Origin of the sequence: Pseudomonas sp. CC120222-01a (genome assembly GCF_003097235.1) — a bacterium.
Taxonomy (GTDB): domain Bacteria; phylum Pseudomonadota; class Gammaproteobacteria; order Pseudomonadales; family Pseudomonadaceae; genus Aquipseudomonas.
In genome coordinates this window covers 152,208-172,487 of sequence record NZ_QEQQ01000001.1, presented here as the reverse complement: position 1 = coordinate 172,487, position 20,280 = coordinate 152,208, and the positions used below count along the sequence as shown (strand labels likewise).

At 63.7% G+C, this 20,280-nt stretch carries 17 protein-coding genes; 6 read left to right on the top strand and 11 right to left on the bottom strand.

Going from position 1 to position 20,280, the window contains the following annotated elements; genetic code table 11:
• Positions 1-26: 26 nt before the first annotated feature.
• Together N430_RS00860 and N430_RS00855 are read right to left on the bottom strand one after the other, a co-directional pair.
• Positions 27-1,262, bottom strand: coding sequence for an MFS transporter (locus N430_RS00860; RefSeq protein WP_110632040.1), 1,236 nt, complete (start codon positions 1,260-1,262; stop codon positions 27-29).
• Positions 1,263-1,371: 109 nt separating this feature from the next.
• Positions 1,372-2,421, bottom strand: coding sequence for an NAD(P)-dependent alcohol dehydrogenase (locus tag N430_RS00855; protein WP_110632043.1), 1,050 nt, complete (start codon positions 2,419-2,421; stop codon positions 1,372-1,374).
• A gap of 295 nt (positions 2,422-2,716) precedes the next feature.
• Here N430_RS00855 and N430_RS00850 point away from each other — a divergent pair, with 295 nt between their 5' ends.
• A complete protein-coding gene (locus N430_RS00850) occupies positions 2,717-3,004 on the top strand; it encodes a DUF3303 domain-containing protein (RefSeq protein ID WP_110632047.1) in 288 nt (95 codons plus the stop codon).
• A 6-nt stretch (positions 3,005-3,010) separates the two neighbouring features.
• Here N430_RS00850 and N430_RS00845 read toward each other — a convergent pair whose 3' ends face one another.
• Both N430_RS00845 and N430_RS00840 read right to left on the bottom strand, forming a co-directional pair.
• Positions 3,011-3,250, bottom strand: a complete 240-nt coding sequence (locus N430_RS00845; protein ID WP_110632050.1) for a hypothetical protein — start codon at positions 3,248-3,250, stop codon at positions 3,011-3,013.
• Positions 3,243-4,022: a VacJ family lipoprotein gene (locus N430_RS00840; RefSeq protein WP_110632055.1), complete on the bottom strand. Its 780-nt coding sequence runs from the start codon at positions 4,020-4,022 to the stop codon at positions 3,243-3,245. The genes N430_RS00845 and N430_RS00840 overlap by 8 nt, the downstream gene beginning before the upstream one ends.
• Before the next feature lie 167 nt (positions 4,023-4,189).
• Between N430_RS00840 and N430_RS00835 the strand changes: the two genes are divergently transcribed.
• Positions 4,190-4,900, top strand: coding sequence for a response regulator (locus N430_RS00835; protein WP_110632553.1), 711 nt, complete (start codon positions 4,190-4,192; stop codon positions 4,898-4,900).
• The gene (locus N430_RS00830) at positions 4,897-6,252 is read left to right on the top strand and encodes an ATP-binding protein (RefSeq protein WP_110632058.1); all 1,356 of its coding nucleotides are present in this window, start codon (positions 4,897-4,899) and stop codon (positions 6,250-6,252) included. Before N430_RS00835 ends, N430_RS00830 begins: the two co-directional genes overlap by 4 nt.
• Here N430_RS00830 and N430_RS00825 read toward each other — a convergent pair whose 3' ends face one another.
• Both N430_RS00825 and N430_RS00820 read right to left on the bottom strand, forming a co-directional pair.
• The gene (locus tag N430_RS00825; RefSeq protein WP_110632061.1) at positions 6,253-6,717 is read right to left on the bottom strand and encodes a DUF1348 family protein; all 465 of its coding nucleotides are present in this window, start codon (positions 6,715-6,717) and stop codon (positions 6,253-6,255) included.
• A gap of 178 nt (positions 6,718-6,895) precedes the next feature.
• Positions 6,896-8,347, bottom strand: coding sequence for a carboxylesterase (locus tag N430_RS00820; protein ID WP_110632064.1), 1,452 nt, complete (start codon positions 8,345-8,347; stop codon positions 6,896-6,898).
• Positions 8,348-8,427: 80 nt separating this feature from the next.
• Here N430_RS00820 and N430_RS00815 point away from each other — a divergent pair, with 80 nt between their 5' ends.
• Positions 8,428-8,901 carry a sn-glycerol-3-phosphate transporter gene (locus N430_RS00815; protein WP_110632067.1) on the top strand — a complete coding sequence of 158 codons (474 nt, stop codon included), beginning with the start codon at positions 8,428-8,430 and terminating at the stop codon, positions 8,899-8,901.
• 42 nt (positions 8,902-8,943) lie between these two features.
• Here the strand turns inward: N430_RS00815 and dkgB are convergent, their stop codons facing one another.
• The 3 genes from dkgB to N430_RS00800 form a co-directional block, all read right to left on the bottom strand.
• Positions 8,944-9,747, bottom strand: a complete 804-nt coding sequence (gene dkgB, locus N430_RS00810) for a 2,5-didehydrogluconate reductase DkgB (protein WP_110632072.1) — start codon at positions 9,745-9,747, stop codon at positions 8,944-8,946.
• A 234-nt stretch (positions 9,748-9,981) separates the two neighbouring features.
• The gene (locus N430_RS00805) at positions 9,982-10,476 is read right to left on the bottom strand and encodes a DUF934 domain-containing protein (protein WP_110632075.1); all 495 of its coding nucleotides are present in this window, start codon (positions 10,474-10,476) and stop codon (positions 9,982-9,984) included.
• Entirely contained in the window at positions 10,460-12,112 is a 1,653-nt protein-coding gene (locus N430_RS00800; RefSeq protein WP_110632078.1) for a nitrite/sulfite reductase, read from the bottom strand. The genes N430_RS00805 and N430_RS00800 overlap by 17 nt, the downstream gene beginning before the upstream one ends.
• 214 nt (positions 12,113-12,326) lie before the next feature.
• Between N430_RS00800 and N430_RS00795 the strand changes: the two genes are divergently transcribed.
• Positions 12,327-13,403, top strand: coding sequence for an ABC transporter substrate-binding protein (locus N430_RS00795; RefSeq protein WP_110632081.1), 1,077 nt, complete (start codon positions 12,327-12,329; stop codon positions 13,401-13,403).
• Positions 13,404-13,680: 277 nt separating this feature from the next.
• On the opposite strand, the gene N430_RS00790 is transcribed toward N430_RS00795, so the two are convergent.
• Both N430_RS00790 and metH read right to left on the bottom strand, forming a co-directional pair.
• The gene (locus N430_RS00790) at positions 13,681-13,899 is read right to left on the bottom strand and encodes a DUF2970 domain-containing protein (RefSeq protein WP_110632084.1); all 219 of its coding nucleotides are present in this window, start codon (positions 13,897-13,899) and stop codon (positions 13,681-13,683) included.
• Between the two features lie 170 nt (positions 13,900-14,069).
• A complete protein-coding gene (gene metH / locus N430_RS00785; protein WP_110632087.1) occupies positions 14,070-17,777 on the bottom strand; it encodes a methionine synthase in 3,708 nt (1,235 codons plus the stop codon).
• A 189-nt stretch (positions 17,778-17,966) separates the two neighbouring features.
• Here metH and N430_RS00775 point away from each other — a divergent pair, with 189 nt between their 5' ends.
• Positions 17,967-20,267 carry a fatty acid cis/trans isomerase gene (locus N430_RS00775; RefSeq protein WP_110632092.1) on the top strand — a complete coding sequence of 767 codons (2,301 nt, stop codon included), beginning with the start codon at positions 17,967-17,969 and terminating at the stop codon, positions 20,265-20,267.
• The last annotated feature ends 13 nt before the right edge of the window (positions 20,268-20,280 follow it).

Sequence of the window (20,280 nt, the reverse complement as noted above, 5' to 3'; positions counted from 1 at the left end):
CGTCCAGTCCAACAAGCGCGGCCATCTTAGCAGCAGCGAGTAGGCCGCGCCTTCGAACGGGTCGCCGGCAGCAGTGCGGTGGCCAGGCCCAGCAGCGGCAGGAACGAGATCACCTGGTACACCCACTCGATGCCGTGCAGGTCGGCCAGCTCGCCAAGGCCCGCAGCACCGATGCCACTGATGCCGAACATCAGGCCGAACATCACCCCCGACACCATGCCGACGCGGCCTGGCACGGCTTCCTGGGCGTACACCACCAGCGCGGCGAAGGCCGACGACATCACCAGGCCGATGGCCACTGCCAGCACGGCGGTCCAGGCCAGGTTGGCGTAGGGCAGGGCGAGGGCGAACGGCGCCACGCCGAGGAACGAGATCCAGATCACCGCCTTGCGCCCGATGCGGTCACCCACCGGCCCGCCAGCAAAGGTGCCCAGGGCCACGGCGGCGAGGAACACGAACAGGTACAGCTGGCTTTGTTGCACGCTCAGGCCGAAGTGCTCGATCAGGTAGAAGGTGAAGTAGTTGGTGAACGACGCGATGTAGACGAACTTGGCGAACATCAGCACGGCGATCACGCCCACGGCGCGCCACATGGCACCTTTCGAAAGCCCTGGCGCCTGTTGCCCGGCCAGGCCTTTGAGTTGGGTCTGGCCGTGGCGGATGGTCCAGCCAGTGACGCGCAGCAGCACGAAGATGGCCAAGGCGGCAGCCAGCATGAACCAGGCAATGGCCGGCTGGCCGTGGGGGATGACGATGGCGGCGGTCAGCAGCGGGCCGATGGCGGAACCTGTGTTGCCGCCGACCTGAAAGGTCGACTGCGCAGTGCCGAAGCGCCCGCCGGAGGCCATGCGCGCCACCCGCGAGGCTTCCGGGTGGAAGGTCGCTGAACCGATGCCCACCACCGCGGCGGCGAACAACAGCATTTCGTAACTACTGGCGAAAGCCAGCAGGGCGATGCCGACCAGGGTAAACAGCATGCCGGTGGGCAGCAGGTAGGGCATGGGGCGCTTGTCGGTGTACATGCCGACCCAGGGCTGCAGCAGCGAGGCGGTGACCTGGTAGATCAGGGCGATCCAGCCGATCTGGGCGAAACTCAGCGAGAAGTCGCTCTTGAGCATCGGGTAGATCGACGGCAGCACGGCCTGGATCAGGTCGTTGAGCAGGTGGGCGAAGGCGGCGGCACCGACGATGCGGACCAAAAAGCCCTGGGGTTGGTCGGCGGTGCTGGCGGGCGGGGCCAAGGTGGCGGAAGGCGTGGTCATGGGCGAGGCTCTTTTTCGAGTGATGGCAAGGCATTGCCCGATGGAGGTTATCCAGCCGGACAATGCCTGTCTCACGTCGAACAGGCACTCACTGTCGCGATTCGGACATTCAGTCGGCCAGGGTGGCGTTGTCGATCACGAAGCGGTATTTCACATCGCCCTTGAGCATGCGCTCGTAGCTTTCGTTGATCTGATCGGCGCGGATCAGTTCGATATCGGCGACGATGCCGTGCTCTGCGCAGAAGTCGAGCATTTCCTGGGTTTCGGCGATGCCGCCGATCATCGAGCCGGCAATCGCCCGGCGCTTCATGATCAGGTTGAACACGTTCGGCGAGGGGTGTGCCGTGGCTGGCGCGCCGACCAGGCCGAGGGTGCCGTCGCGTTTGAGCAGGACCAGGAATGCATCCAGCTCGTGCGGTGCCGCCACGGTGTTGAGGATGAAGTCGAACGACAGATGGTGCCGTGCCATCGCCTCGGCATCGCGTGATACCACGACTTCATCGGCGCCCAGCGCCAAGGCCGCTTCGCGCTTGGACTCGGAGGTGGTGAAGGCGACCACGTGCGCACCCATGGCATGGGCCAGCTTGATGCCCATGTGGCCAAGCCCGCCGATGCCGACCACGCCGACTTTCTTGCCCGGCCCGGCGCCCCAATGGCGCAGGGGCGAATAGGTGGTGATGCCGGCGCACAGCAGCGGGGCCACGGCTGCGAGCTGGGCCTGCGGATGGTTCACGCGCAGCACGTAACGCTGGTGGACCACGATCTGCTGCGAGTAGCCGCCGAGGGTCCAGCCTGGTTCGTCGGGGGTGGGGAAGTTGTAGGTGCCGATCATGCCGTTGCAGTAGTTCTCAAGGCCTGCCTCGCAGTCGGCGCAGTGCTTGCAGCTGTCGACGATGCAGCCCACGCCGACCAGGTCGCCGGGCTTGAAGCCAGTGACTTGGGCGCCGACCGCCGTGACCCGGCCAACGATTTCGTGGCCCGGTACGCAGGGGAACTGGGTACCCTCCCATTCGGAGCGCACCTGGTGCAGGTCGGAATGGCAGATGCCGCAGTAGTCGATGGCGATCTGAACATCATCGGCACCGGGGGCGCGGCGGGTAATGCGGATCGGCTCCAGGGGGCGGTCGCTGGCGTGGGCGCCGTAGGCAATGACGTGCATGGGAGTGTCCTCGTGTGCGGGGGGCGGGATGTGCAGCATGTCCGACCAATTCCGCTCAGGGGTAACTCGATCCGGCCGACGGATTGCCTGATTCTGCTGCTACCTGTACCGGCCTCTTCGCGGCGGTTCGGCGCCCCGACATGCCCGCGAAGAGGCCGGTACAGATTCCGATGATCAGGCAGGCAATCGGCTGTTCATCCTGCTATGCCTAAACATGGCGCATTCACCCGCCTCAGGCCCCGGCGCCCCCGGGGCGGGTGTCTGGCACAGGTGCCGAGCAACTGGGAGGTGCCACATGCTTTTCATCATTCAATGGAGCATTGCCCCGGAAAACCGCAACGCCGTCATGGCCCGCTTCGCCAAGACCGGCGGCCTGCCGCCCGCCGAGCTGAAGGTGCATGGCCGTTGGCACGCAGTAGGCGAGCTGCAGGGTTTTGCCGTGGTCGAAAGCAATGACCTGCAACCTGTATTGCATTGGACGATGGACTGGAGCGACCTGGCGCACATGCAGGTCAGCCCGGCGATGACCGATGCGGAGCTGGCCCCGATACTGGTGGCTGCAGTGAGCAAGATGACGCACTGAGTGGCATCATCTCGATGGCTGGGGTGCCGTGCCTTCCCTGGCCATCCACTTCAACAGTGTGGCGATCGGTACGCGGCGATGCACCTCGTGACGCTGGGTATCGCCACTCTCGCCATAACGTTCCCGATAACGGCTGACGATCAGCTCGCGCCCATCCTCCGAGACGCGGGCTTCGAGTTCGTGCAACAGCACCGGCTGCTCGGTCCCGCACTCCACGCGGCGGAACAGTGACACCGCATCATTCACTTGCAGGCCCTCCCTGGCACTGGTCCGGGCGCTTGCCTGGCGCGCCGAGCTGGCCTTCGACCACCCGGTTGGCGCGCTGTTGCGCGGTGAAATCGCGCACGGCCTGGTAGTAATCAGGCTGCGTGCGCAGTTTGTCGGTCACCGGTAACGCCTGCGCCCGACCATCCACCATGCCGCCGGCCAGGGCCACGGTGCTCAGGGTCTCGACCGTATCGCTGTTGTCGCCGAACGGGTCCACTGCCAGGCTCAGGACCCGGCCAGTCGCATCGCGCAGGTTGTGCGAGCCCAGCAGCGGCAATTCGACGATCGGGCCGTCGGCGATGTTCCACACGGCGAAGGTCTGGCCGAAGTCCGACTCATGGCGGGCAAGCCCCATCTTCCCGGAAACATCGATCAGGCCGGCCACGCCGAGGGTGGTGTTGAAGATGAAGCGGCTCAGGCTGGTCATCGCCCGCTCGCCATTGCCTTGCAGCAGATCGTTGGCGAACACCTTTGGCTCACCGAAGTTGGTTGCGAAGTTATGTACACCTTGCTGGGCAAAGTTCGGCAAGGCGGTATAGCCACGGGCGACCGGCGCTAGCAGGTAGTCGTCGACGCTGCGGTTGAATGCGAACACGGCGCGGTTGGCAGGTTCGGCCGGGTCGCTAATTTGATAGGCGACCGGTCCGCAAGCCGTGGCCGGCGGGCGCTGGCTGCAGCCGCTGGCGGCAAGCAGTGACAAGGCCAGGACCGTATTGCGGGCAGATATCCAGGCAGCAGAAGGATTTTGCATGGGCACATTCCTGTGAAGAAGTGGCGCCGATGCTGCGGGGGATTGATTGCCTGGGAATGTCTGAAATATCTCGCGTCTGACACTTTGTTTCCGGGTTGAAATATATGACGGCAGCCCGCTGATGGCCTTACAGTAGACGGTAATTGCCTTTGTTTTCGGTGCCTGTTTTGAGCCATTTGCTGATTGTCGACGATGATGTCGAAGTACTCGATCTGCTCCAGAAGTTTCTCCGCCAGCATGGCTACGAGGTCGACGTGGCCCGCGATGGCAAAGGGCTATGGCAAGCCCTGGAACGACGGGTGCCAGACCTTGTCATTCTCGACGTGATGCTGCCGGGTGACAGTGGCCTGGTGCTGTGCCAACGACTGCGTGCCGAGCACAAGGTGGCGGTGATCATGCTCACGGCCATGGCCGAGTTGAGCGATCGCGTGGTCGGCCTGGAGCTGGGCGCCGATGATTACCTGACCAAGCCCTTCGCCGCCCGTGAGCTGCTGGCGCGGGTACGGGCGGTGTTGCGCCGTGTGGGTGAAATGGTGGAAGGCGCAGCTGACAACCCGCGCACGCTGCTGGAGTTTTCCGGCTGGCAACTGGATGTGGTGCGCCGTGAACTGCGTTCGCCGGAGCAGGTGATGATCCCGCTGTCCAACGGTGAGTTCGAGCTGTTGCTGGTGTTCGCCGAGCACCCCCGGCGAGTACTCAGCCGCCAGCAGTTGCTCGACCTGGCCCGGGGTGAGTCCTACGAGGCCTATGACCGCAGTATCGACGTACAGGTCAGCCGGCTGCGGCGCAAGCTGGAGAGCGAAGCAGCCGCCGAACCGCTGATCCGTACCCTGCGCAATGTCGGTTACCTGTTCACTGCCACCGTGGTCAAGCGATGAGGTTGTTGGCCAGACTGCGCAAGGCCCTGCCGCGGCCCCGCATCACCATCGCCCGCTGGATTGCCCTGACCACCCTGACGGCGATGTTCATCCTGTTGCTGCTCAAGGGTCTGTTCAGTCTGTTGCTGAGCGTGTGGGCGCAGCCGCCGTTGCTGGAAAGCGGGGTGATCGAGAAGGTCGCCACCGTCACCCGCATCCTCGATGCTGCGCCCGAGGCGCAGCGCGCCAACATTGCCAGCGCGGCAGGGGATGGCTCTTACTCCGTGCAGTGGTTGCGCAGCCATGATGAAGCCGGTATGCCTGAACTGGTCGATGCCGAGTTTCGCAAGGGCACGCCAACCCTGCGTGCCTTGTTGAAGCGGCCCGATGCACGAATCGAGGCCTTCGAGCCATCTGACCTGCTGGAGTATGAACCGGCGCGCGGCTACGCCCTGATGATCGAGCTGAGTGACAGGAGCTGGGTGTTGTACCGCGCCACGGACCGCAGCTGGGGCCTGGACGAACTGCCACGCAACCTGATCATCCTTACCTTGATGCTGCTTTCCAGCCTGGTGGTCGCGCTGTTCGCTACACGCTATCTGGCCCATCCTCTGGAGCGCTTCGCTGAAGGCGCACGGCGTTTCGGCAAGGACTTCAACGCGCCGCCGATCCCGGTGGTCGGCCCCCATGACCTGCGCCAGGCCATCCTCGCCTTCAATGCCACCCAGGCACAGCTCAAGCACTTCTTGAATGATCGCACGCAGATGCTGGCGGCGATTTCCCACGACCTGCGCGCGCCCTTGACGCGCATGCGACTGCGCGGCGAGTTCATCGAGGACGGCGAATTGCAGGCCAAGCTGTTCAAGGATGTCGACGAAATGCAGGCCATGGTCGATGCCGCACTGGAGTTCTTCCGCGACGATGCGCGGCTTGAACAGACCACGGCGTTCGACCTGGCCGAGATGCTGCAAACGGTGGTGGACGACTTCAAGGACGCCGGTATCAAGGTTGCCCTCGATACTCCGCGGCGCTGCGTTTACGTGGGGCGGCCGGTGGGTATCAAACGGGTGCTGGTGAACCTGGTCGATAATGCGGTCAAGTATGGCCTGGCGCCTGAGCTGCGGCTGGCGGTCACTGCCGAGCAACTGGAAATCACCGTGCTGGATCGCGGGCCGGGTATCGCGCCCGAATTGCAGGAGCGCGTGTTCGCGCCGTTTTTCCGCATCGAAGGTTCGCGCAATCGTGACACCGGTGGTGTCGGGCTCGGCTTGCCGGCGGTACGCGCGATCGTGCTGGAACAGGGCGGCAGCGTGACCTTGGCCAATCGCCCGGGCGGCGGGCTGGAGGTCAAGGTCAGCTTGCCGGTGGGCTGATCAGAGCCCCAGGTCGCTCAGGCCCGGATGATCATCCGGCCGCCGGCCCAGCGGCCAGTGGAACTTGCGCTCTGCTTCGCTGATAGGGTGTTCATTGATGCTGGAAAAGCGGTTTTGCATCAGGCCATCTTCGGCGAACTCCCAGTTCTCGTTGCCGTAGGCACGGAACCACTGGCCGCTGTCGTCGTGGTATTCGTAGGCATAGCGCACGGCGATGCGGTTACCGCTGAAGGCCCACAGTTCCTTGATCAGGCGGTATTCCAGTTCGTGGTTCCACTTGCGGGTCAGAAACGCCTCGACCTCGGCGCGGCCACGGGGGAATTCGACGCGGTTGCGCCAGGCGGTGTCGACGGTATAGGCCAGAGCCACTTTTGCAGCGTCGCGGCTGTTCCAGCCATCTTCGGCGAGGCGGACTTTCTGGATGGCGGATTCGTGGGTGAACGGGGGCAGTGGTGGGCGGGACATCGGGGTGGCTCCTCGGGAGTGGTTGGCAGGGAGTAGCGTAGTACTCGCTGGCTTGGCCGAGAATCCGTGCGGTTGGCATTTCATTGTTGCGCTTGGTGGAATAGTGGCGCCTTCAAGATCGAGCGCCGCCCGCGCGGCTCTCGATCTCACAGGCGCAAAAAGCCTCAATCCAGGCGCCTCAGCGCAACCGCAACTGCTCATCCAGCCCTTCCAGCATCACCTTGAAAAACGGATTCGAAGTCGCCCGCGAAAAGCTCCCCGCATCCACGATCAACGCTCCACGTTCCCCGCGCATGTTCAAGTTGCCCAGGTTCACCCCGTAATTCTCCTGGCCATCAGGCTGTTGCCCATACAGCGAATCGTCGATGGGAAAGGGCAGTGCCACATGGGACAGCGAGATCAGGCTGGGCGGATACACCGCATCCAGCATCTGCTCGTCAGCCGCGGTTGCCAGGGCCGCGAAGTGTGTCGACTTGAGCTGCGCATTGCCCGGGCCTCGGGTCGCAATCAAGGTGCGCGCATAGGGGCGGGCCTGTGCGGCGAACATCCTGTCGCGCAGGGCCGCTACCGACGGCCTGAGCATGTCGTCGATACCCAGCGAGGCATTGGTGTCGAACACCACGAGCGCACTGCCATTGGCGGGCAGACGGTCGTAGAGGTCGGTCTGGATGGCTTCGGTGCTGACCGTGCCATCAACCAATGATTGGTAGGTGAGAACCGGTGGCAGTGTGGCCAGTCGCTGCGGTGCGCGGGTTTGCGCGACCAGCTGTTGGCGCACGGCTTCGGTCAGTTCGTAGGACTGGCGCGCGGCATTGACCGGGAACGAGTTGTACTTGAAGGGGTTGAACTCAGGCAGGACGCTCAGCCAGGCGGCCTTGGCGAACGCCGGGAACAACGCTGGCAGGCCGGCGATGCCGGCAAAGCGGGCAAAGCGGCTGACGCCGATCATGGGCGAGATCAGCACCAGATGTGTAGGCCTGGCCAGGTGCGGGTCCTCCAGCGCGTCGAGGCTGTATTTGACGGCCAGTGCGCCGCCATTGGAGAAACCGACGATGTACAGCGGGGTGCCTGCGGGGGCGCGGTGGGTCGCTTCGCGCACGGCCAGGCGGGTGGTGGCCATCCAGTCTTCCCAGTGGGCCGCGGTGAGGCCTGCCGGGACCGTGCCATGCCCGGGCAGGCGCGGGGCCACCACCACATAGCCCAGGTCCTGAAAATGCCGAGCGAAGTGGCGCAGGCTGTACGGCGAGTCGGTCAGGCCATGCAGCAGCACCACCGCGCCCTTGGCGGTCTGCCTGGGTTCGGCAATGTAGGAACGGTTCCAGTCATGGCTGAGATTGCCCGGAAACACCCGGCTGGTGGCCACGAAGCGGTTGTAGGCGGACGGCAGCTCGCTGGCCAGCTGCTCGCGCATTTCGCGGTTGACCTGGTTGAACACACGTTGCTCGGCAGCGAGGTAATCGCCCCAGCTGGCGTGGTCGATGTCGCTGGCTGGCATCTCGTCCGGCACGTAGGTGTGCCACGGCTCCAGCTGGAAATCGGCAATCGCGGTGATCCGCAAGGCGAACAGCGCAGTACCCAGCAGGGCCAGTACCACGAGTACTACAGCCACCAGCAAACGGCGTATCGGCATGGTTCCTCCCTGGACCTTTCCTATGGCGCGATCGGGCGGGCCCGGCTAGTGTCACTGGATTGTCCAGCGAGGCATCGAGCATGAACAGGACGTCAATTACAGCGATCGGGCTGCTGGCAGTGAGTCTGGCCGCAATTGCCGAAGAAGGCGAGCGCGAGGGGGACTATTGGTACGTGCAGACCAGCGCCTATACCAAGCACTGGACCCACGACCCTGAGCACAACAACCACCAGGAACTGATCGGCATCGAGCGCATCTACACAGACGGCCTGCTGTGGGGCGCGGCGACCTTCAAGAACTCGTTCTCCCAGCGCTCCTACTACGCCTATCTGGGCAAGGTCTGGGAGCACGAGCGCTATCCCGTGTATGCCAAGCTGAGCGCCGGCCTGATCGAGGGCTACAAGGGCGAATATGACGACAAGATCCCGTTGAATCACTTCGGCGTTGCACCAGTGATCATTCCGTCGTTCGGCGTGCATTGGGGGCCGGTAGGGGCCGAGTTCGTGGTGCTGGGTGGGGCGGCGGGGATGATCAACGTGGGGTTGAGGTTCTGAGCAGGGCCATGGGGGCTGCAAGGCAGCCCCGCTATCAATGCCTCAGTCCCAGGCCGGGGCCAGGTTGGCGGGGCTGACTTCCCGGCCATTGCGTTCGAGCGTGGCAATGCGCGCCATGTCGTCGGCATCCAGGCGCAGGCTCTGGGCAAGCAAGTTGCTGGCCAGGTTCTCGCGCTTGGTCGAGGAGGGGATCACCGCGTAACCCAGCTGCAGGGCCCAGGCCAGGGCAACTTGGGCGACCGTGGCCTTGTGCTTGCTGGCGATCTCGGTCAACACCGGGTCTTTCAGGACCTTGCCGTAGGCCAGGGTCATGTACGAGGTGACGGTGATGCCCTGTTCCTTGAGGAAGGCCGTCAGCTTGCTGTTCTGCAGGTACGGGCTGAGCTCGATCTGGTTGGTGGCGATTTCGCCTTTGCCAACCACGGCGATGGCTTGTCTGGTCAACTCGATGTTGAAGTTGGACACGCCAATCTGGCGAGTCAGGCCCAGCTTCTTGGCCTCAGCCAGGGCCGTCATGTATTCGGTCAGTTCAACGCCGTTGCCCGGGGCCGGCCAATGGATCAGCAGCAGGTCGACATGGTCGGTGCGCAGTTTCTGCAGGCTGTCGCGCAGACTGGGGATGAGCTTGTCTGCGGCGTAGTTATCAACCCAGATCTTGGTGGTGATGAACAGCTCGCTGCGTGGCACGCCGCTCTCGGCGATGGCTTGGCCGACCTCGGTTTCGTTCTGGTAGATCTGCGCGGTGTCGATGACCCGGTAACCTAGTTCCAGCGCCGATTTGACCGAATCGATGACGGTTTGGCCGGTCAGGCGGAAAGTGCCGAGGCCAAAGGATGGAATGCTCATGGGTCTGCTCCTGGTAAGTGAATGGCGAACCGACTGAGCCTAGTCGCTCAGCATTGCTCGATCTTCGAATAGGGGGCAGTCTGCGGGTTTGCCGAGGATTGATTAAGGCAGGGCAGGGCCAAGGTCATTTGACCTGAAGTCACGAATCGGCGGCGCGACCGTGATTCAGGTAAAACCATGACGCAAATGAAACGGCCCGCCAAAAGGCGGGCCGTGGGGCATTGCGAGTGACGATCAGCGGCGGCGGAACAGCGGCAGCGGCTCGTCGGTGGCACCCTGGTAGGTCACCGAGAAATCCTTCAGGCTCTGCAGCGCGTCTTCCGGGTCCTTGTCGGCACGGATGGCGAACGCGTCGAAGCCGCAGCGGGCCATGAAGAACAGCTGGTCGCGCAGCACGTCGCCGATGGCGCGCAGCTCGCCCTTGTAGCCAAAGCGGTCACGCAGCAGGCGCGCATTGGAGTAGCTGCGCCCGTCGGTGAAGGCCGGGAAGTTCAGGGCGATGACCTGGAAGTGCTGCACGTCGTCGCCGATTTCTTCTGCTTCCTGGTCGCTGTCCAGCCATACACCCAGGCCGCCGTCGCGGGCCTTGAGCACGTGGGCATGGTCGCGCCACATCTGCAGCGGGACGATGTAGTCGTCGCAGTTGGTCAGCTCGTCGAACGAGAAGTCCTTGGGCAGCAGGTGCCAGGTTTCGTCGACGATCTGGTTGTTCTTAATGATTCGCTGCATAGACGCGTTCCTTGAAGGGGTCGATGCCGATACGCTGGTAGGTGTCGATGAAACGCTCTTCCTCGGTACGTCGTTCGACGTACACGGCGATCAGCTTCTCGATCACATCGGCCATGTCATCCTGGGCGAAGGACGGGCCGAGGATCTTGCCCAGGCTCGCGTCGCGCGCGGCGTTACCGCCCAGCGATACCTGGTAGAACTCCTCGCCCTTCTTGTCCACCCCGAGGATGCCGATGTGGCCGACGTGGTGGTGGCCACAGGCGTTCATGCAGCCAGAGATGTTCAGGTCGATCTCGCCGATGTCGAACAGGTAGTCCAGGTCGTCGAAACGGCGCTGGATGGATTCGGCGATCGGGATCGACTTGGCGTTGGCCAGCGAGCAGTAGTCACCACCCGGGCAGCAGATGATGTCGGTCAGCAGGCCGATGTTCGGCGTGGCGAAGCCGCCCTCGCGCAGTTCCATCCACAGCGCGTGCAGCTGGCGCTGCTCGACGTCGGCGAGGATGATGTTCTGCTCGTGGGAGGTGCGCAGGAAGCCGAAGCTGTAGCGCTCGGCGAGGTCGGCCACGGCGTCCAGCTGCTTGTCGGTCAGGTCGCCAGGGGCAACGCCAGTCGGCTTGAGCGACAGGGTCACGGCCACGTAGCCAGGGCGCTTGTGGGCGCGGGTGTTGCGCGAGCGCCAGCGGGCGAAACCTGGGAATTCGGCGTCCTGGGCGCTGTAGTCGACGTTGTCGAGGGCCAGGTACTCAGGGTCGACGAAGTGGCGCGAGACGCGCTGCACTTCTTCCTCGGTCAGGGTGGTGCTGCCGCCACGCAGGTGGGCCATTTCGGCCTCGACCTTCTCGGCGAACACTTCCGGGGTCAGTGCCTTGACCAGGATCTTGATCCGCGCCTTGTACTTGTTGTCACGGCGACCGTAACGGTTGTACACGCGCAGGATGGCGTCGAGGTAGCTGATCAGGTCCTGCCACGGCAGGAACTCGTTGATGAACGAGCCGACCACCGGGGTACGGCCCAGGCCGCCACCGACCAGCACACGGAAGCCCAGCTCGCCAGCGGCGTTGCGCACCGGCTCCAGGCCGATGTCGTGCACTTCGATGGCGGCGCGGTCTTCCTTCGAGCCGTTGATGGCAATCTTGAACTTGCGCGGCAGGTAGGCGAATTCCGGGTGGAACGTGGTCCACTGGCGGACGATTTCGCACCATGGGCGTGGGTCGACCAGTTCATCCGCGGCAACACCGGCGAACTGGTCGGTGGTGGTGTTGCGCAGGCAGTTGCCGCTGGTCTGGATCGCGTGCATCTGCACGGTGGCCAGCTCGGCAAGGATGTCCGGGATGTCTTCCAGCGCCGGCCAGTTGTACTGCACGTTCTGGCGGGTGGAAATGTGGGCATAGCCCTTGTCGTAGTCGCGGGCGATCTTGGCCAGGGTGCGAACCTGGTTGGCGTTCAGCTGGCCGTACGGCACGGCGACACGCAGCATCGGCGCGAAACGTTGGATATAGAGGCCGTTCTGCAGGCGCAGAGGGCGGAATTCTTCTTCGCTCAGCTCACCGGCCAGGTAGCGGCGGGTCTGATCACGGAACTGCTTGACGCGGTCCTCGATGATCCGCTGATCGTACTCGTCGTATACGTACATAAAAGTCCTGTCTCAGGCTGCATGCAGCTATTCGCGCGCACGGCCGCGCACTCCGGTTCGGAGCCGGGGAACGATAGCAGGTTGGGTTTATGCGCTAAAGTGATGTTTTTGCATATGAAAAGAACCAAACGAACTAAGTGAGACTGACTGGCATTTGTTACCCCAGAGTGCAACGCGTTTATACTCGTTGGTTTGTTTCAAAGGGTGTATCCGCATGCTCAAGGCGCTTTGCCAAGGCTTGTGCCTGAGCCTGCCCCTGGCAGCTTCCGCTCAAGCCGCTTCGGTGGTGTTTCTCAATCCTGGCCAGTCGGACGAAACGTTCTGGACCAGCTACTCGCGTTTCATGCAGGCCGCTGCAGATGAGCTGGGCATGTCGCTGCGGGTGGAGTACAGCGAGCGCGATGCAGCGTTGGCGATGAGCCAGGCGCGGGCCATTCTCAAGGGGCCGCAGCGGCCGGACTACCTGGTGCTGGTCAATGAACAGTACGTGGCGCCGGAGATCATTCGTCTGTCCCAGGGCACCGGGGTCAAGCTGTTCCTGGTCAACAACGGCCTCACCGCCAGCCAAGCCAGAAGCATTCAGGCCCAGCCCGATCGATACGGGCAGATACTCGGCACCCTGACCGCCAATGATGAGCAGGCGGGCTTTCGCATGCTGCACGAGATGGTCGCCTTGCTGCCGCGTGACAACGAGCCGATCGACCTGGTGGCCTTTGCGGGAGTCAAGACCACTCCGGCCTCTCAGTTGCGCGAGGAGGGCATGCGTCAGGCGTTGGCCGACTTTCCCCAGGTGCGCCTGCGCCAGGTGGTATATGGCGCCTGGAACCGCGAGCGCGCCTATGAGCAGGCGCAGCAATTGCTGCAGCGTTACCCGAAGACCCGGCTCGTGTGGGCAGCCAATGACCAGATGGCCCTCGGTGCCATGCAGGCGTTCGAAGAAGCCGGGCGCAAGCCGGGGCGCGATGTGATGTTCGGCGCCATCAACAGCTCGCCAGAAGCCTTGCGTGCGCGTATCGAGGGGCGCCTGGGCGTGTTGATGGGCGGGCACACCACGCTGGGCGGCTGGGCCATGGTGCTGTTGCACGACGATGCGCAGGGGCTGGAGGTGAATCGCGACGGCAAGCGTGAACACATTCTGCCGGTGTTGCAGTCGATCGATCAGGCCAGGGCCAGGCGCTGGCTGAAGCTGTTGGAACGCGATGACTACGGCGTCGATTTCCAGCATTACAGCGCCGAAGGGCGCCCGCCGAGCTACCAGTACCCGTTTCTGACGTCCCCCGTCGATTTTTGAAAGACCTTGCTTGAGAGAAGGGCATTGCTCGTCTTAACTGCTGGTGGTGAAGTGCATTCCCATAACCACTACAAGAGGCAATGCAATGGGAAACTCTACCAAAGTCCGCAAAGCTGACAGCAGTGTCGATGCCTGGGCGATCCTCTGCCTGATCGTCCTGGTGGTGGTCACTGCCGTGTATTGGGTCAGCCACCAGTGACTTGAATCTCAAGACCGTGATGCCGCCAGAACGCCTGCGGGAGGGAAACCCGCAGGCGTTTTACTTTTTATGAAGCGCTCAGTGGGCAGTGAGGTGCAGCGCCAGTTTCACCAGGCCGATCAGCACCGCGATGAATACCAGGGTGAACAGGGTGCCCATCACGATGAAATGGCTGGCCTTGCCGTGGGTGAAGTCGCGGGCGCGGTTCTTGCCGCTCTGCACGCCGAAGGCGGCGGCGAGGATGCTGTGCAGCATCTGCCAGAAGGTTGGGGGTTTGCCCTGGCTGGAATCGTCCATGGTGGCTCCTGAAGAATCAGAGGCAATCAGGGACAGTGTAGGCAATGGGTGAGAGGTTGCCTGTGCCGGCCTCTTCGCGGGCACGCCCGCTCCCACAGGTGCTGCGCAAGCCGTGAGTCCGGTGCGGTCCCTGTGGGAGCGGGCTAGCCCGCGAAGAAGCCAGTGCGGTCTTAGCTGTCGTAGCCCAGATTCGGCGCCAGCCAACGCTCGCTCACGCTGATGTCCTGCCCCTTGCGCGCGCTGTAACGCTCGATCTGGTCCTTGTCGACCTTGCCCACGGCAAAGTACTGCGCCTGCGGGTGGGCAAAGTACCAGCCGCTGACCGCCGCCGCCGGGAACATCGCGAAGTGCTCGGTCAGGAACACGCCGCTCGGCCCGGTTTCGCCGATGGCGGTGCCATCGAGCAGGCGGAACAGGGTTTCCTTCTCGGTATGGTCCGGGCAGGCCGGGTAGCCCGGGGCAGGGCGGATGCCGCTGTACTGCTCCTTGATCAGCGCCTCGTTGTCCAGCTGCTCGTCGCGGGCATAGCCCCAGTGCTCTTTGCGCACCTGTTCGTGCAGCCACTCGGCACAGGCCTCGGCCAGGCGGTCGGCCAGGGCCTTGACCATGATCGAGCTGTAGTCGTCGCCCTTGTCCTGGTAAGCCTTGGCCACTTCCTCGGCACCGATGCCGGCGGTGGTGATGAAGCCGCCGACGTAGTCGGTGACGCCACTGGCCTTCGGCGCGACGAAGTCGGCCAGGGACAGGTTCGGCTTGCCATCGGGTTTGATGGTCTGCTGACGCAGGTGATGCAGGGTGGCCAGGGCCTGGCCGTCTTCACCGTAGACTTCGATGTCGTCATCGGCGACCTGGTTGGCCGGCCAGAAGCCGAACACCGCACGGGCACTGATCAGTTTCTCGTCGATCAGCTTGTCGAGCATCTCGCGGGCATCCTTGTACAGCGCGGTGGCGGCTTCGCCGACCACTTCGTCGGTGAGGATGCGCGGGAACTTGCCGGCCAGGTCCCAGGAGATGAAGAACGGGGTCCAGTCGATGTATTCGGCCAGGGTGCGCAGGTCGATGTCTTCCAGCACCTTGACGCCGGTGAAGGAGGGCACAGCAGGCTGGTAGCCGGCCCAGTCGTACTGTGGCTTGGTGGCGATGGCCTGGGCATAGCTCAGGCGCTCGGTGCGGGCGCTGCGGTTGGCGGTGCGCTCGCGCACTTCCACGTAGTCCTGGCGGGTCTTCTCGACGAAGCCGGGCTTGAGTTCCTTGGACAGCAGCTGGGTGGCCACACCCACCGCACGCGAAGCGTCGGTGACGTAGACCACGGCGTCGTTGCTGTACTTGGGTTCGATCTTGACCGCAGTGTGTGCCTTGGAGGTGGTGGCACCACCGATCATCAGCGGCAGGTGGAAGTCCTGGCGCTGCATTTCGCGGGCGACGTGGACCATCTCGTCCAGCGACGGGGTGATCAGGCCGGACAGGCCGATGATGTCGCACTTCTGCTCGCGGGCGGTCTGCAGGATCTTCTCGGCCGGCACCATCACGCCAAGGTCGACGATGTCGTAGCCGTTGCAGCCCAGTACCACGCCGACGATGTTCTTGCCGATGTCGTGCACGTCACCCTTGACCGTGGCCATGAGGATCTTGCCCTTGGCTTCCGGCTTGTCGCCTTTCTCGGCTTCGATGAACGGGATCAAATGGGCCACGGCCTGCTTCATTACCCGGGCCGACTTGACTACTTGCGGCAGGAACATCTTGCCGGCGCCGAACAGGTCACCGACCACGTTCATGCCATTCATCAGCGGGCCTTCGATGACTTCGATCGGGCGTGCGCACTGCTGGCGGCATTCTTCGGTGTCTTCGATGATGAAGGCGGTGATGCCCTTGACCAGCGCGTGCTCCAGGCGCTTTTCAACGGGCAGCGAACGCCACTCTTCGTTTTCCACTTCCTTGGTTGCGCCGCCGCCCTTGTAGTCGTCGGCAATCGCCAGCAGGGCGTCGGTGCCATGCGGGGTGCGGTTGAGCACCACGTCCTCGACCTTCTCGCGCAGCGCGGCCGGGATCTCGTCGTAGATCTCCAGCTGGCCGGCGTTGACGATGCCCATGGTCAGGCCATTCTGGATCGCGTGGTAGAGGAAGACCGAGTGGATCGCCTCACGCACCGGGTTGTTGCCGCGGAACGAGAACGACACGTTGGACACGCCGCCCGAGCTCAGCGCGTGGGGCAGGTGATCGCGGATGTAGGCACAGGCCTCGATGAAATCGACGGCGTAGTTGTTATGCTCTTCGATGCCGGTGGCGACGGCGAAGATGTTCGGGTCGAAGATGATGTCTTCCGGCGGGAAGCCCACTTCATTGACCAGGATGTCGTAGCTGCGCTGGCAGATTTCCTTCTTGCGCGCTGCGGTGTCGGCCTGGCCGACCTCGTCGAAGGCCATCACCACCACGGCGGCGCCGTAGCGCTTGCACAGGCGGGCGTGGTGCTTGAACTGCTCGACGCCTTCCTTCATGGAGATCGAGTTGACGATGCCCTTGCCCTGGATGCACTTCAGGCCCGCTTCGATCACTTCCCACTTGGAGGAGTCGATCATGATCGGCACGCGGGAGATGTCCGGCTCACCAGCAATCAGGTTGAGGAAACGGACCATGGCGGCCTGGGAATCGAGCATCCCTTCGTCCATGTTGATGTCGATCACCTGGGCGCCGGCCTCGACCTGCTGCAGGGCGACTTCCAGGGCTTCGGTGTAGTTCTCTTCACGGATCAGCCGGGCGAACTTGGCGGAGCCGGTGATGTTGGTGCGCTCGCCGACGTTGACGAACAGCGACTGGCGGTCGATGGTGAACGGCTCCAGGCCCGACAGGCGGCAGGCCTTGGCAATTTCCGGGATCTCGCGCGGCTTGTACTTGGCCACGGCTTCGGCGATGGCCTGGATGTGGCCCGGGGTGGTGCCGCAGCAACCGCCGATGATGTTGAGGAAGCCGCTGGCGGCAAATTCCTCGACCACCGCGGCCATCTCGGCCGGGGTTTCGTCGTATTCCCCGAAGGCATTCGGCAGGCCGGCGTTGGGGTGGGCGGAGACGTGGGTGTCGGCCTTGGTCGCCAGCTCTTCCAGGTACGGGCGCAGGTCCTTGGCGCCGAGGGCGCAGTTCAGGCCCACGGAAATCGGCTTGGCGTGGCGCACCGAGTTCCAGAACGCTTCGGTGGTCTGGCCCGACAGGGTACGGCCGGAGGCGTCGGTGATGGTGCCGGAGATCATGATCGGCAGTTCGACGTTGTCGTCCTCGAACACCTGCTGCACGGCGAAGATCGCCGCCTTGGCGTTGAGGGTGTCGAAGATGGTCTCGATCAGGATCAGGTCGGCGCCGCCCTCGATCAGGCCGCGGGTGGCCTCGATGTAGTTTTCCACCAGCTCGTCGAAGGTGACGTTGCGGTAGCCGGGGTCGTTGACGTCCGGGGAGATCGAGCAGGTGCGGCTGGTCGGGCCGAGCACGCCGGCGACGAAGCGCGGCTTGTCCGGGGTTTCCAGGGTCTTGGCATCGGCCACCTGGCGGGCGATGCGCGCACCTTCGACGTTCAGCTCGTAGACCAGCGATTCCATGCCGTAGTCGGCCTGGGAGATCTGCGTGGCGTTGAAGGTGTTGGTTTCGAGGATATCGGCGCCGGCATCCAGGTAGGCTTTCTCGATCGCGGCGATCACGTCCGGGCGGCTGAGCAGCAGCAGGTCGTTGTTGCCTTTCACGTCGCTTGGCCAATCGGCGAAGCGCGTGCCACGATAGTCGTGTTCCTCGAGGCGATAGCTTTGGATCATAGTACCCATGCCGCCGTCGAGGATCAGGATGCGCTCTTTGAGTGCGTGCTGGAGTGCTTGGAGACGAGCGCTGCGGTCGGACATAGGAACTACCTGGTCGGGCAAATATCAGAAGGTGCCGAATCATAACAAAGCTGCGCGGTTTTTAGGCGTATTGCCCATTTGCATGAATTCTGTTCATGTTGGGCTGGCGTTGTGCAAGCTATGCATACAGAGCACCCAAGGACGACCAGGCAAATCGTGATGGCTTTCAATACCCAGGACTTTCCGCACATGGTGCATCGTATCCTTGTCAGCGTCTTCGCCCTGCTCATCAGCAGCGTGGCGTTCGGACAGGCCCCCCAATCGAGCCCGGTCATTTCCTACACCCGGGATATCCAGCCGATCTTCACCGAGAAATGCGTGGCCTGCCACGCCTGCAACGACGCCGCCTGCCAGCTCAAGCTGGAAAGCCCCGAAGGCGCGGTGCGCGGTGCCACCAAGGTGCCGGTGTACCAGGGCGAACGGAGCAAGGCCGTGCCCCCCACGCGGTTGTTCTACGACGCCCACAGTGAAGATGCATGGCGCAAGAAGGGCTTCTATTCGGTGCTCGACAACCAGGGCAGCCAGGCGGCGCTGATGGCGCGCATGCTCGAGCTGGGGCACAAGACCCCGCTCACGCCCAACGCCAAGCTGCCCGAGGAGATTGTCCTGGGGCTCAACCGCAATAACATGTGTCCGCTGCCCGAAGAGTTCGACGCCTATGCCGGTGCCCACCCCAAGGAGGGCATGCCACTGGCGGTCACCGGCCTGACCGACAAGGAATACGACACGATGCGCCGCTGGCTGGCCGCCGGTGCGCCGGTCGAGTACCAGCCGATCCAGCCAAGCGCAGCCGAGGCCAGGCAGATCGCCGACTGGGAAGAGCTGCTCAACCGCCCGGGCTCCACCGAGGCGCTGGTCGCCCGCTGGCTGTACGAGCACCTGTTCCTGGCGCACATCTACTTCGTTGGTGGCGAGCAGGGCCACTTCTTCCAGTGGGTACGCTCGCGCACGCCAAGCGGCAAGCCGGTCGACATCATCGCCACGCGCCGCCCCAACGACCCGCCAGGCACCGACTTCTATTACCGGCTGATCCCGGTGCAGGGCGTGATCGTGCACAAGACCCACATCACCTACCCGATGGGGCCGCAAAAGCTCAAGCGCGTGAAGCAGCTGTTCTACGCCGGCGACTGGCATGCCAGTGCGCTGCCAGGCTACGGCCCACGCCACCGGGCCAACCCGTTCGAAACCTTCGAGGCGATCCCGGCGGTGGCGCGCTACCAGTTCATGCTGGATAACGCCGAGTACTTCGTGCGCACCTTCATTCGTGGGCCGGTGTGCCGTGGGCAGATCGCCACCGATGTGATCCGCGACAATTTCTGGGCGCTGTTCCAGGAGCCGGCCCACGACCGCTACATCACCGATGCCAAGTACCGCGGCGAAGCCACGCCGCTGCTCGCCATGCCAGGCCAGATCGATGACGTCGGCAGCGTGCTGAACCTGTGGCACGCCTACCGCGACAAGCGCAACGATTACGAGAAACTGCGCCGCGAGGCCTATGCCGAAATGCCGGCGCCGGGCTGGGCAACCCTGTGGGCTGGCAACGACAACGCACTGCTGAGCATCTTCCGCCACTTCGACAGCGCCTCGGTGACCAAGGGCCTGATCGGCGATGTGCCGCTGACCGTGTGGCTGTTCGACTACCCGTTGTTCGAGCGCACCTACTACCAGCTGGCGGTCAACTTCGATGTGTACGGCAACGTCTCGCACCAGTTGCAGACGCGCCTGTACTTCGACCTGATCCGCAACGGTGCCGAGGTCAACTTCCTGCGCCTGATGCCGGCCGACCAGCGTGGCAAGATCCTCGGCAGCTGGTACCAGAACAGCGGCAAGGTGAAGATGTGGCTGGACTACGAAGACATCGACACCGATACGCCGAGCGGCATCAAGCTCGACCCGCGCGACCCCAAGCGCGACTTCGGCCTGAAACTGCTGCAGCGCACCGGTAGCCTGAACGCCGCGCCAGACCCGATCAACCGCTGCACCGGCGCCTATTGCTCGCGGCCGCAGATGAACGAGGAGTTCCGCAACGTCGAGCAGTCGCTCAGCCGCCTGGTGTCGCGCCCGGCCGCCGGCCTGAAGGTGATCAGCCAGCTGCCCGAGGCGACCATGCTGCGCATCGAAGGCGAGGGCGGCCAGCGCCAGGTCTACAGCCTGCTGCGCAACCGCGCGCACAGCAACGTGGCGTTCCTGCTCGGTGAGGCGTACCGCTACCAGCCAGGGCTGGACACCCTGACGCTGTACCCGGGCGTGCTCAGCAGCTACCCGAACTTCATCTTCAACATCCCGGCCAAGGATGTGCCGGAGTTCGTCGAGGACATGGAGTACGCCAAGGATGACCCGGCGAAGTTCGAGCGCATCGTCATGCGCTGGGGCGTGCGCCGCAGCCACCCGGAGTTCTGGCGCTACTTCCATGACCTCAGCACCTACATCAAGGAAACCGATCCAGTGGAGGACGGGGTGCTGGACATGAATCGCTACGAGAACCTCTGATCGGGTCGGTTGA